This window comes from Parvibaculum sp. (genome assembly GCF_030694575.1).
Lineage (GTDB): Bacteria > Pseudomonadota > Alphaproteobacteria > Parvibaculales > Parvibaculaceae > Parvibaculum.
The window spans coordinates 25,142-37,838 of the sequence record NZ_JAUYUS010000123.1 but is presented as its reverse complement, the minus strand read 5'-3'; the positions used below and the strand labels follow the sequence as shown (position 1 = coordinate 37,838).

Here is a 12,697-nt window from a genome sequence, read left to right as displayed (position 1 = left end):
AGGGTGGCAGATTCTATGAGCGCAATTGCCCTCCCCTACTCCCGGACGATGACCGGGAGCTCGGTGATGCCACGGATGAAGTTGGAGCGGAGATATTTGGGATCGCCGACGACTTCGACCTTCTTGAAGCGCTTCATGATTTCTTCCCAGAGGATGCGCAACTGCATTTCGCCGACGCGGTTGCCGATGCAGCGATGGATGCCGAAGCCGAAGGAGAGGTGGTGACGCGCGCCTTCGCGGTCGATCAGGAATTCGTTGGCACGCTCGATCTTCTCGTCGTCGCGGTTGCCTGAGACGTACCACATGGCGACCTTGTCCCACTTCTTGATCTTTTTGCCGCGGATTTCCGTATCCTCGAGCGCCGTGCGGCACATATGCGCGACAGGGCTCTGCCAGCGGATGATCTCCGAAACCATGTTCGGGATGATGTCCGGGTTCGCGATCAGCTTGGCATATTCATCCGGATACTGATTGAGCGCGAGGACGCCGCCGGTGATGGAATTGCGCGTGGTGTCGTTGCCGCCGACGATGAGAAGCAGCATGTTGCCGAGATATTCGTTCGGCGGCATGTTCTTCGTCGACTCGCTGTGCGCGAGCAGCGAGATGAGATCGGAGCCGGGATTGGCGAGCCGGTCCTTCCAGACGCCGTCGAAATATTCCCAGCAGTTCCAGAGTTCCTTGAAGCCTTCCTCCGGCGTCTCGAAATATTCCGGATCGCCGAGCCGCTCCACCGTGTCCGACCAGTGAATGAGCTTGTGACGATCTTCCTGCGGCACGTTGAAAAGCGTGGCGAGCGTGCGGCCCGTCAGTTCCACCGATACCTGGCGCACCCAGTTGAAGGCCTCGCCGCGCGGCAGCGCGTCGAGAATGAGCCCGGCGCGCTCGCGGATCAGCGGTTCGAGCTCCGCAAGGTTCTGCGGCGTGAACATCGGCTGCACGGCCTTGCGCTGCTCGTCATGCTTGGGCGGGTCTTCCATGATGAACATGGGCAGATAGGTGAGCGGATCGGGCTCGCCCTCGATGCGCTGCCCGCCGAGGCGGATGCCGCCGTTTCGGATGTCGGAGGAGAAAATCTTGTGGTTGGTGTCGACATGCATGATGTCTTCATATTTCGTCACCGACCAGTAGCGGCCGTAAGGCCCGGTCTCGTTCAGGTGAACCGGGTCTTCCTTTCGCAGCCGCTCGAAATAGGGGAGTACCTTGTTGGCGGCGAAAAGCTCGTCATGCGCGGGATCGAGTTCTTCCAGAGGGATCGACCAGGGATCTCGGTTGACGTCGATCTTCCACTGCGCCGCGAGATCCGCGTTGCTCCGCGTGTAATCCCGTCCTACCGAAACTTGCTCGCTCATGGCCGCCTCCTCCAGGTTGCTGGGTTTAATGTAGGCCAGGCGCGGAAAGAATCCAGCGCGACAGATTCACCCTTCCCCCGCCGCTTCCGCCTTCACCGCGTCCATGTCCCGTCCATCCGCCAGCACGCCGCGCACAAGGAGCGTGGCGACCTGCTCCGCGGTTTGCGCCATGCGTTCACGGTCTTCGCGCTCGGCCCATGTAACCGAGTATTCCGTTGCGGCAAGCATGGCCTGCGCGACCGTGGCGGCGTCGCAAGCCGCGAATTCGCCTTTCGCGTGACCTTGCTTCAATCGCGCGGCGAGCCAGGCGAGAAGCTTCTGGCGCTGCTTCCAGTAGGCACCCATGCGCGCGTCGCTGAGGCTGCCATGCGAGAGAAGCCAGGTGCAGTCGTAAGGCGCGGCGCAGAGCAGCTCGATATCGGAACGGAGATAGAGATAGAGCCGCGCGGCCTCGGAAAGCGCCGCCTTGCCGAGACGCCGCTGCGTGGCAAGCGCGGGCGCGAGCACATCCTCGACCATCGCATAGACGATCTCTTCCTTGGAGGGGAAGTAGTAGTAGAGCGACGCCTTCTTCAGCCCGGCCTCCGACGCGATCTCGCGCACGGAGGCGCCGGCAAAGCCCTGCTTGCGGAAAAGCCGGGCGGCGGCGGCGATGATGTCGGCGCGCGGATCGGCCGAGGGCGCGGCATTGGCGCTGCGGGGCCGCCCGACGGCGCGGCCGCCCCCTCCCGATTTTTCGCTGCTGCCTTTCAACGCCTGCCCCTTCATGCCGCGACGCGAACCGGGCCCGACGCTAGCACAGCCGCCGCCCCTGTTCATGCCCTGACCGGGGCCCGAACGCCGTTGCACATGGGTGGCGGTAGCGCCGGGGCCGTGCGGCGCTATAATCCCCGCCTCGAAACCCCGGGATATAATCCAGAACGATAAAAGAGGCAGGGAGCGCCATGACCGCAATCAACGATGTCACCACGCTTGAGACGGTGGGCGAAGTCGCCGTCCTCACGCTGAATTCGCCGCCCGTGAACGCCCTTTCCGCGCCCGTGCGCGAGGGTATCAACAACGGCATCAAACAGGCGATGGAGAACGACGCCGTGAAGGCGATCGTGCTGATCTGCGAGGGCAAGACCTTCATCGCAGGCGCCGACATCACCGAATTCGGCAAGGCGCCGAAGGGCCCGAGCCTGTTCGACGCGCTCAACATGATCGAATTCGCCTCGAAGCCCGTTATCGCCGCGATCCACGGCACGGCGCTGGGCGGCGGCCTCGAAGTGGCGCTGACCTGCCATTACCGCGTGGCGGTGCCATCCGCCAAATGCGGACTGCCCGAAGTGAACCTCGGCCTGCTGCCGGGCGCGGGCGGCACGCAGCGCCTGCCGCGCATCGTCGGGCCCGAAAAGGCGCTCGAAATGGTGACGAGCGGGCAGCATGTGGGCGCGAAGAAGTGCCTGGAGATGGGGCTCGTCGACGAACTGACGGAAGAAGGCAAGCTCCGCGACGGCGCCATCGCCTTTGCGAAGAAGATCGTCGCCGAGAAGCGGCCGCTGAAGCGCGTGCGCGACCTGAGCGACAAGGTGGAAGCCGCGCGCGGCAAGCCGGAGATTTTCTCCGAGTTCCGCAAGGCGAACGCCCGCAAGTTCCGTGGCTTCCTCGCGCCCGAATACAACATCCAATGCATCGAGGCGGCGGTGAACCTGCCCTTCGAGGAAGGCATCAAGGTGGAGCAGAAGCTCTTCCGCGAACTGGTGACGGGCACGCAGTCCGCCGCGCAGCGCCATGTCTTCTTCGCCGAACGCCAGGTCTGGAAGCTGCCGGACGTGCCGGCGGACACGCCGACCATCCCCGTGAACAAGATCGGCATCATCGGCGCCGGCACCATGGGCGGCGGCATCGCGATGAACTTCCTCAATGTCGGCCTCCCCGTCACCATCGTGGAGACGAAGCAGGAAGCGCTCGACCGGGGCATCGCCACCATCCGCAAGAATTACGAGAACTCGGCGAAGAAGGGCCGCTTCTCCATGGAGGAAGTCGAGAAGCGCATGGGGCTTCTCAAGGGCTCGCTCGAGATGGAGGCGCTGGCCGACAGCGACCTCGTGATCGAGGCCGTGTTCGAGAACATGGACGTGAAGAAGCAGGTCTTCTCGAAGCTCGACGCCATCGTGAAGCAGGGTGCGATCCTCGCCACCAACACTTCCGCCTTGAACATCGACGAGATCGCAACCGCCGTGAAGCGGCCGGAGGCGGTGATCGGCCTTCACTTCTTCTCGCCCGCCAACGTCATGCGGCTTCTCGAAGTCGTGCGCGCCGACAAGACCTCGAAGCCCGTCATCGCGACCTCCATGCAGCTCGCGAAGAAGATCGGCAAGATCGCCGCGCTTGTCGGCGTCTGCCCCGGCTTCGTCGGCAACCGCATTCTCGCCCAGCGCCAGCGCGAGGCGCAGAAGCTGATCCTCGAAGGCGCGATGCCCTGGGATGTCGACCGCGTGCTCTACGATTTCGGCCTGCCGATGGGCCCCTTCGCCATGTCGGACCTTGCCGGTCTCGATATCGGCTGGTCGAAGGAGAAATCGCAGGGCGCCACCATCCGCGACGTGCTGTGCGAGATGGACCGCCGCGGCCAGAAGACGGGCGCGGGCTTCTACGATTACGACGAGAACCGCAACGCGAAGCCCTCGCCGGTCGTGGAAAAGATCATCCTCGACTTCGCCCAGAAGAAGGGCATCAACCGCCGCAAGATTTCGGACGACGAAATCCTTGAGCGCTGCATCTATCCGATGATCAACGAGGGCGCGAAGATCCTCGAGGAGGGCAAGGCGATCCGCGCGTCGGACATCGACATCGTCTGGATCAACGGCTACGGCTTCCCCGTCTATCGCGGCGGCCCGATGTTCTATGGCGACACGGTGGGCGCGGACAAGGTGCTCGCCAAGATGAAGGAATTCCAGGCGACGATGGGGGACGACTTCAAGCCCGCCGCGCTTCTGGAGAAGATCGTCGCGGAAGGCAAGAAGTTCTCGGACTTCTGATCGAACGACGGGGCGGCGCCGCAAGGGCCGCCCCGAACTCTTTGGGAGGACAGGAAATGAGCGACAACGAAAAGACCATCCGCGATTTCATCGACGCATGGCCGCGCCTCGACGTGGGCGAAATCGTGAGCTATTTCGCCGAGGACGGCGTTTATCACAACATGATGCTGGAGCCGGTAAAGGGCCGCGAGGCGCTGAAGGGATTCATCGGCGCCTTCGCCGGCAACTGGACGGACACGAAATGGGAACTCGTCAACATCGTGTCGAAGGGCAACCTCGTCTTCGCCGAGCGCGTGGACCGCATGAAGGTGGGCGGCAAGCCGGTTGCGCTGCCCTGCTGCGGCGTCTTTGAAATGGCGGACGGCAAGATCAAGGTGTGGCGCGACTATTTCGATCTGCAGACATTCAGCAAGGCCGCTGGCTGACAGGGAGAAGACCCATGACCATTCGTCTCTACGATCTCGCCGCGACGGAAGACCGCCGTCTCAGCCCCTTCTGCTGGCGCATCAAATATGCACTGGCGCACAAGGGCCTCGATTTCGAGACGGCACCCGTGGGCTTCACCGACATCCCGAAGCTCTGCGGCGGGCAGTACAAGACCGTGCCGATCATCGAGGACGGCGCGAAGACGGTGTGCGACAGCTGGGCGATCACGGACTATCTCGACGCGACCTACAGCGAACGGCCGCTCTTCACCTCGCCGCAGGAAAAGGCGGGCGTGCGTTTTTTCGATACGTGGTTTTCGCTCGAAATCATGACGCGCATGTTTCGCATGTTCGTGCTCGACATTCACGACCGCGCCCGGCCCGAAGACCAGCCCTATTTTCGCGAGAGCCGCGAGAAGATGATGCGCGGCGCAACGATGGAACAGTTTGTGGCCGGCCGGGAGGAGAAGCTGCCGGAACTGCGTCACGCACTGAGGCCGCTCCGCATGACGCTCGGCAACCAGCCATGGCTCGGCGGCGAGAAGCCGAACTATGCCGACTACATCGCGCTGAGCGGCTTTCTCTGGGCGGCCTCCGTGCTGACGCTGCCGCCCCTCGAAAGGGACGACACGCTGAACGACTGGCTGAAGCGCGGCTTCGACCTCTATGGCGGTCTCGGCTACAGCTCGAAGACGGAAGCACTGGCCGCCTAGGCTTCGATCATCGCCGCCAGCTCCGCATCCGCCTCCCTGAGGCGCACCTCGCAGAGCCAGAGCCCGGTCGGTTCGAACGGCGTGACGGGCTCGCCGGTTTCGGGATCCGGTTGCGGTTCGCCGGCGACGGTTTCCGGGACGGGATAGACGATGCGGGCACCGTCGAAGACGGGGCTGCCGCCGTCCCACGTCACGAAAGGCCGGGGCTTGCCTGCCTGCGCGGCATCGAGCATCGCGGCGAGCGCAGCGGGGCTTTCGGCTTTCAGCGTATAGATGTGCATCAGACGGTCCTCTCGATGCGGGAAAAGGCAATGGCGCCGTTGAGATAGGCGGGCGTTGCGCCGAAGTTGCGGCCGATATGAGCGACGCCAAGGGCCGGGACCGCCACGGAAGCCGCCGAGACGGCGCCGGCAAGACCGGTGGCGGCGAGCGACCAGAGCCCGTCCGCGCAGACATAATCGATCGTCTTCAGGCCGGTCGTGGCAAAGCCGTCCGCCGTTTCGAGCGTGAGCACATCCGCGCCGCCGAGACGAACGGTCAGACGGACCTTGTTGCCGGTGCCGATTTCGAGAGCGATGCGGTTATCCGCATCCGTGCCGCGGCTCCACACGGTGCGCGGAACGGCGTCCGAGAGCCGCCGGAGATCGACGACGTCGCGCCCGGCGAACCCGGCGGCAAGACCATGGGCTGCCGAGAGCGCGGCGAAGTCGTGTATGGCGACGTCGCTGGCGAGGCGCGTGACCGACGATGCCGCATTGGAAATCCACGGCACGGGAATGGATGCCGGGACGACATCCACGCCGAGCGCGACGAGAGTTGAACCTGCAACGGCACTGTCGGGGCCGATGCCCACGCCTGTCCCGGTGCCGGGATTGGATGGGGTCCATGTGAAGCTGCAACAATAGATGCCGCTACCGAGGTCGCTGTTGACGAGGCGCGAAAGCGTTCCGCCCACGACCGACGAGCCCAGCAGGTTTCCCGCCACGCCGCGCAGGATCAGACTGTCCGACCCGCTGCCGAAAAGAAGAATACGTCCCCGGCCGCTCGTGCCGGCCTTGTAGAGGAACGACACGGAAACCGGAACGCCGCTCGTGAGCACCAGATTCTGGACGCGCCGGGCGGCAAGTGTCCCGCCGCTGACCAGGATCGTTTCATTGAAGATGCCGAGAACCGTCGTTTCGGAATCGACGATCGAAAGCCCCGTATTCGACCAGTCCGCGGCGGCGGGATTGTTTCCGCTTCGCAGCAACGACGGGAACTGCCCCCAGACATCGAGACCGATGCCCGGCAGAACGGGCGCGGCATCGGGGCCGAAGCTGTGAAAGCCGGCATCCGTGCCCTGCATGAGGGCCTCGGAGGAGCGGACGCAGGCGAGCATTCCAGCAAGCGCCGCACCCGCGCCATTGCGCAGATAGGCCCCGCCTGAAAAATCGGCGGACCAGACGACGGGGTCATCCTCTATCGCGAGCGCGGACAGCGGCGGCTTGAAGCGGCGCCACGAAGGCGGCGCGCCGAGCCGCCAGGCGACCTCGCCGGCAAGCGGGAAAGAGATCATTCGTTCGATGGAAGACATGCGTTTGCTCCTGTCCTGAGGCGAAGGACAGTCTGGAGCGGCCGCAGGAAGCGGGGATTACTTTATCGGCTCAGAATTCCCAGCCGGGTCCTGGAATGGTCCGATAGGCCTGCGTCAGCGCATCCGACCACGAACGGCGGAGGCCCGTGAAATAGGCGTCGTCGTCCTTGATGCGGTGCTGCATGGCGATCTTGAGCGCGTTGCGGCGATAGACCATGAGGTCGATCGGCATGCCGACCGAGAGGTTGGAGCGCATCGTCGAATCCATAGAGATCAGCGCGAGCTTGAGCCCGTCGGCGAGCGCGGTGTCGTAGGCGAGCGCGCGGTCGATGATGGGCTTGCCGTATTTGTGCTCGCCGATCTGGAGATAGGGCGTGTCCTCCGTCGCCTCGATGTAGTTGCCCGCGGAATAGACCTGGAAGAGGCGCATCTCGCCATTGCCGACCTGTCCGCCCATCAGGATCGAGACGTTGAAATCGCCCGCCTGCGCTTCGAGCGACGGCCCATCGATGCGGTAGACCTCGCGCACGGCCTGGCCCATGAGCTGCGCCGCGCGGACCATGGTGGGAACGGTGTGGAGGGTTTCGAGTTCGTCGCTGTCGCGCACCCGCACGCCCTGCTCAACCGCCATGTTGACGGCGGCCTGGCTGACCGCGAGGTTGCCCGCCGTCATGATGCCGATGACCCGCTCGCCCGGATGTTCGATCGTGGCAAGCTTGCGGAAGGTGGAAATGTTGTCGACGCCGGCATTGGTGCGCGTATCCGCCAGCATCACCAGCCCGTCCTTGAGCCGAAGGGCCACACAATAAGTCATCGGGTCGCGTCTCCCGGTTTCGCCCGGCGCCTGCCGGACCCTACCTGTTTGTCGTTAGCGCTACTGCTGCTGGGCGGCAGCGTCGTCCACCTTGAGGCGGACCTCCATCGTCTCCTCGCCGCCGCCGCGCCGGAGCCCCCGGATGGGCGCCGTCTCCAGATAGTCGAGACCGCACGCGACGCGAACATGGGCGGCGGTCGGGCAGATGCGGTTGGCGACATCGAATCCGACCCAGCCGAGGCCGTCAATATAGGCCTCCGCCCATGCGTGGCTAGCCTCATATTCCGCATCGCCCTCGACCCAGAGATAGCCGCTGACATAGCGCGCAGGAAGCCCGGCATGGCGGGCCGCCGAGATGAAGACATGGGTATGGTCCTGGCAGACGCCATAGCCATGCGCCAGCGCCTCGGCCGCCGTGGTGGCCGCGTGCGTTTCGCCGATCCGGTAGTCCACCGCGTCGCGCACCGCATCCATCAGCCGGTGCGCAAGGTCGAGCGGCGTCCCGTCCGACACCGCCTTCGCGGCCTCGCTGAGGGCGCGGATCTTGTCGTCGGGTGCGCTGAGCTCCGTCTGGCGCAGAAAGAAGACCGGCGGGAACGGCTCGTAAGTTCCCTCCAGCACGCCGCCCGTGTCCTTCGTCTCGACCTCGCCATGAACGGTGAGCGTGATCTCGCTGTGCAAGCGTTCGATGTAGAGCGTTTGCAGGACATTGCCATAGGCATCCCGGCTTTCGGTGACCGTTCCGAAGGAAGGCGGCGTAAAGCGCCAGGAAAGGACCTTCTGGCAGCCGCTGTCGAGGGGGCGCAGACGCAGCATCTGCATCGAATAATTGGCGGCCGCTTCGTAGCGATACGCCGTTTCCTGGTGAATTTGAATCCGCATGGCCGGGATCGTATCACATAAGATAGCTGCGGCTGATTTCGACGCCGAGCCGGTCGTTCTGCTCGATATGCTCGCTCAGAAACTCGTGCAGGCCCTGGCGGAAGACATCCTCCACCTTGCCGAAACGCAACCGCGAATAATTCTGCCCGGCGATGCGGTGGCACTCATGCCGCTGGCCGTATTCCTCGGCGAGCTTGTCCAGGCATTCCTTGATCTCGGCCGAGCAACTGATGAGGGAGCGCGGCATCTCCTCGCGCATGATGAGGAACTCGGCGATGAGCCAGGGCTTGAGCCCCTCGCGATAGACCGCGTTGTAGCTGCGGTAGCCGGAGACCGCGCGCAGGATCGACGCCCATTGATAATAGTCGATGCCGCCGCCGACCTCGGCATGTTCGGGCAGCAGCACGTGATATTTCACGTCGAGGATTCGGGCGGTGTTGTCGCTGCGCTCGATGAAGGTGCCGAGCCGCGTGAAGTAATAGCTGTCGCGGCGGAGCATGGTGGCGACGGTGCCGCCGGTGAAGAGGAGCGAGCAATCCTTCACCCAGTCGAGAAAGCGGTGGAGGCCGCTGCCGCGCACGCGCGCCTCGTTCCAGCCCGGAAGCGCGAGCCAGGCGGCGTTGAGGCATTCCCATTGTTCGGTGGTGAGCGCGGTGCGCACGGCACGCGCGTTGCGCCGCGCGGTTTCGATGCAGGCGCGGATGCTGGACGGGTTTTCCGGATCGAAGGCGAGATAGGAAATGACGTTTTCCGGCGTCGCCTCCTCGTGCTTTTCGTAGAAGCCTTCCTCGCAGCCGGAGACGACGACCGTCGAATGCCATTCGCTGCCATCGGCCTCCGCCGTCGACGGCATCAGCGACAGGCGGTCGGTGACGCGGAGCGTGCGCGCGAGATTTTCGGCCCGCTCCATGTAGCGGGCGATCCAGAACAGGCTGTCGGCGGTGCGGCTCAGCATCTCGTCAGTCCTTCAACACCCAGGTGTCCTTGGTGCCGCCGCCCTGGCTCGAATTGACGACGAGCGAGCCTTCGCGCATGGCGACGCGCGTGAGCCCGCCGGGCACAACCTTGATCTCCTTGCCGGAAAGAATGAAGGGCCGGAGATCGACATGGCGCGGCGCCACGCCCTCGTTGACGAAGGTCGGACAGGTGGAGAGCGCAAGCGTCGGCTGCGCGATGTATTTCTCCGGGCACGCCTTCACCCGCGCGCCGAAGAGTTCGAGTTCTTCCTTCGCGGCCTTCGGACCGACAAGCATGCCGTAGCCGCCGGAGCCGTGAACTTCCTTCACCACCAGTTCGGCGAGATGTTCGAGCACATAGGCCGCGTCGTCCTTTTCGCCGCAGCGCCATGTCGGCACGTTCTTGAGGATGGGCTTTTCGCCCAGATAGAACTCCACCATTTTCGGCACATAGGTATAGATCGCCTTGTCGTCGGCGATGCCCGCGCCGACGGCGTTGGTGAGGTTCACATTGCCGGCGCGATAGGCGTTCATCAGCCCCGCGACGCCAAGCGCCGAATCCGCCTTGAAGGTGAGAGGATCGAGGAAATCGTCGTCGACGCGGCGGTAGATCACATCGACCCGCTTCGGCCCCTGCGTCGTGCGCATATAGACAACATCGTCCATCACGTAGAGGTCCGGCCCCTCGACAAGCTCGACGCCCATCTGATCGGCAAGGAAGGAGTGTTCGTAATAGGCGCTGTTGTAGATGCCGGGCGTGAGCACGACGACGGTGGGCTCGCCCGGACAGTTGCGCGGCGCGACGGAGGTGAGCGTGCGCATCAGATCGTCGCAATAATGATCGACCGGCGCGACATTGTAGCGGGAGAAGAGATCGGGGAAGAGCCGCATCGTGATCTCGCGGTTCTCCAGCATGTAGGAGACGCCGGACGGCGTGCGGCAATTGTCCTCGAGAACGTAGAACTCTTCCGGGCCCACCCGCACCATGTCGATGCCCGCGATATGCGTATAGACGTTGTGCGGAACGGCGACGCCCTGCATCTGGTAGCGATAGGTGTCGTTCAGCAACACATTGTCGCGCGGGACGATGCCCGCCTGCAGGATTTCCTGCTTGCCGTAGATGTCGGCGATGAAGGCGTTGAGCGCCCTCACGCGCTGGATCAGCCCGTCCGAAATCTGCCGCCACTCGGCGGCCTCGAGGATGCGGGGGATGATGTCGAAGGGGATGATGCGCTCGGGATCGCCGCCCTCGCCATAGACCGCGAAAGTGATGCCGATGCGGCGAAAGAACGTCTCTGCCTCTTCGCGGCGAAGCGTGAGAATTTCAAGCGGCGTCTCGTCCAGCCAAGTCTGCAACGTCCTGTAAGCCAGACGAACGTCGCTGCCGGGCGCCCCCATTTCATCAAAGATGGCCTGCGCCATCGACTCTCCTGCCACTTGCGGCGTTTGTTGCGCCTTTTGAGACTACAGGGAGAGCAAAAGCGATGCCACGCCCGTAACCGCGGCATTGACGGCATTTGCCCCGGAAATATGCGGGCGCCTGACCGGTTTTTGATCGGCGCCGGGGCCAACCGCCGCGAAAAGAGGCAACCCGCTCAACGGCCGCGCAGCCGCTCCAGCAATTCATGGGTCGGGTAGCCGTCCGCCGGCAGGCCGAGGCTCGCCTGATAGGCACGGATGGCCTTGCGGGTATTGAAGCCGATGATCCCGTCCACGCCGCCCGTCTCGTAGCCCCTGTCGGCGAGGAGCTGCTGGAGGTCCTGCCGTTCCTGCCGCCCGAGCGGCCGGTCGCCGCGCGGCCAGGAAGCGACGATCTGCCCCCTGCCCTTGTAGCGGTCGGCAAGGAGGTTCACCGCCAGCGAATAGGAGGTGGAGGCGTTGTAGGCGAGCACAGTGCGGAAATTGTTCATGACGATGAAGGCCGGACCGCGATAGCCCGACGGCAGGAAGATCGACGCCTTCTCCGCCGTCTCGCCACTGGGGAAGGGCCGGCCGTCGATGCGGGCGACGCCGGCCTTCTGCCACTCGGCGACGGTCCGCGAAACCGACATGTCGGCGGTGCCATAGTCGAAGCCTTGCGGCAGCTTCACCTCATAGCCCCACACGGCGCCGCGCTGCCAGCCGGAGTTCCCCAGATAATGCGCGGCGGAAGCGAGCGCATCGGCCTCCGAGTTCCAGATGTCGCGCCGGCCGTCGCCGTCGAAATCGACCGCGTGGACGTTGTAGGTCGTGGGAATGAACTGGGTGTGGCCCATGGCGCCGGCCCAGGAGCCGGTCATGCGTTCGGGCGTGATGTCGCCGTTCTGGATGATCTGGAGCGCGGCGATGAGCTGCGTGCGGCCATACTCGACGCGCCGCCCCTCGAAGCCGAGCGTGGCGAGCGAGCGGATGACGCTCATATGGCCCTGGAAGGAACCGTAATTCGATTCGAGCCCCCAGATCGCGACCAGCACATGCCGGTCGACGCCATACCGGGCTTCGATGCGATCGAGCAGCGCCTTGTTCTCGACGAGAAGCTGCTTCCCGGTCGCGACGCGCTTGTCGGACAACGCGCCTTCGAGATATTCCCAGACCGGCTTGGTGAATTCGGGCTGGCTCTCGTTCGCCGCGATTACCGCTTCGTCGAGCCGGACGCCCTTCATCGAGCGGTCGAAAATGGCGGGGGCGATACCGGCCTTCAGCGCATCCTCGCGGAAGGCGGTGAGCCAGTCCGCGAAGGCCGGTGCGTCGGCGCTGACCGGCGGCGAGAGCGGCACGCCGCGCGGCACATCCGGCGAGGCGGTGGCGCCGCAGCCGGCAAGCGCGAGACCGAACACCGCACCAAGCGGCGCGGCAAGCCGCACAAACGAGCGGAACCGGGAAGGACGGGAACCGGGCATCGAACGCACTCCAACGGATGACATGGGCAGGACGCTATCACGCTCCGGAAAAAAATCGCAGATAGCTTCCTCCCATCGTTAAT

12 protein-coding genes are annotated in these 12,697 nt (G+C 64.4%); 3 read left to right on the top strand and 9 right to left on the bottom strand.

Translation table 11 applies throughout. The features are described from left to right. Window positions 1–35 precede the first annotated feature (35 nt). Complete coding sequence (locus Q8S60_RS17520) at window positions 36–1,349, bottom strand: cytochrome P450 (protein WP_305278423.1); 1,314 nt, start codon at window positions 1,347–1,349, stop codon at window positions 36–38. A gap of 66 nt (window positions 1,350–1,415) precedes the next feature. Continuing rightward, a complete protein-coding gene (locus Q8S60_RS17515) occupies window positions 1,416–2,102 on the bottom strand; it encodes a TetR/AcrR family transcriptional regulator (protein ID WP_305278424.1) in 687 nt (228 codons plus the stop codon). 200 nt (window positions 2,103–2,302) lie between these two features. Between Q8S60_RS17515 and Q8S60_RS17510 the strand changes: the two genes are divergently transcribed. From Q8S60_RS17510 to Q8S60_RS17500, 3 genes are read left to right on the top strand one after another with little or no spacing between them, the layout of a single operon-like run. Continuing rightward, complete coding sequence (locus Q8S60_RS17510) at window positions 2,303–4,372, top strand: 3-hydroxyacyl-CoA dehydrogenase NAD-binding domain-containing protein (RefSeq protein ID WP_305668754.1); 2,070 nt, start codon at window positions 2,303–2,305, stop codon at window positions 4,370–4,372. Between the two features lie 56 nt (window positions 4,373–4,428). Then, on the top strand, window positions 4,429–4,797 hold the full coding sequence (locus Q8S60_RS17505) for a limonene-1,2-epoxide hydrolase family protein (protein WP_305278425.1): 369 nt from the start codon (window positions 4,429–4,431) through the stop codon (window positions 4,795–4,797). Between the two features lie 14 nt (window positions 4,798–4,811). Further along, window positions 4,812–5,510 (top strand): glutathione S-transferase family protein, encoded by a 699-nt coding sequence (locus Q8S60_RS17500; RefSeq protein ID WP_305278426.1) that lies wholly within the window; start codon window positions 4,812–4,814, stop codon window positions 5,508–5,510. On the opposite strand, the gene Q8S60_RS17495 is transcribed toward Q8S60_RS17500, so the two are convergent. The 7 genes from Q8S60_RS17495 to Q8S60_RS17465 form a co-directional block, all read right to left on the bottom strand. After that, window positions 5,507–5,791: a hypothetical protein gene (locus Q8S60_RS17495; RefSeq protein WP_305278427.1), complete on the bottom strand. Its 285-nt coding sequence runs from the start codon at window positions 5,789–5,791 to the stop codon at window positions 5,507–5,509. The two genes, Q8S60_RS17500 and Q8S60_RS17495, sit on opposite strands and share 4 nt — an antisense overlap. Beyond that, window positions 5,791–7,083 carry a hypothetical protein gene (locus Q8S60_RS17490; RefSeq protein ID WP_305278428.1) on the bottom strand — a complete coding sequence of 431 codons (1,293 nt, stop codon included), beginning with the start codon at window positions 7,081–7,083 and terminating at the stop codon, window positions 5,791–5,793. Before Q8S60_RS17490 ends, Q8S60_RS17495 begins: the two co-directional genes overlap by 1 nt. A 70-nt stretch (window positions 7,084–7,153) precedes the next feature. After that, window positions 7,154–7,897 carry a peptidase gene (locus Q8S60_RS17485; protein WP_305278429.1) on the bottom strand — a complete coding sequence of 248 codons (744 nt, stop codon included), beginning with the start codon at window positions 7,895–7,897 and terminating at the stop codon, window positions 7,154–7,156. A gap of 60 nt (window positions 7,898–7,957) precedes the next feature. After that, complete coding sequence (locus Q8S60_RS17480; protein WP_305278430.1) at window positions 7,958–8,779, bottom strand: transglutaminase family protein; 822 nt, start codon at window positions 8,777–8,779, stop codon at window positions 7,958–7,960. A gap of 13 nt (window positions 8,780–8,792) precedes the next feature. Then, on the bottom strand, window positions 8,793–9,734 hold the full coding sequence (locus Q8S60_RS17475; RefSeq protein WP_305278431.1) for an alpha-E domain-containing protein: 942 nt from the start codon (window positions 9,732–9,734) through the stop codon (window positions 8,793–8,795). A 4-nt stretch (window positions 9,735–9,738) separates the two neighbouring features. Then, a complete protein-coding gene (locus Q8S60_RS17470) occupies window positions 9,739–11,157 on the bottom strand; it encodes a circularly permuted type 2 ATP-grasp protein (protein WP_305278432.1) in 1,419 nt (472 codons plus the stop codon). A 173-nt stretch (window positions 11,158–11,330) separates the two neighbouring features. Continuing rightward, on the bottom strand, window positions 11,331–12,614 hold the full coding sequence (locus tag Q8S60_RS17465) for a lytic murein transglycosylase (protein WP_305278433.1): 1,284 nt from the start codon (window positions 12,612–12,614) through the stop codon (window positions 11,331–11,333). Between the last annotated feature and the right edge of the window lie 83 nt (window positions 12,615–12,697).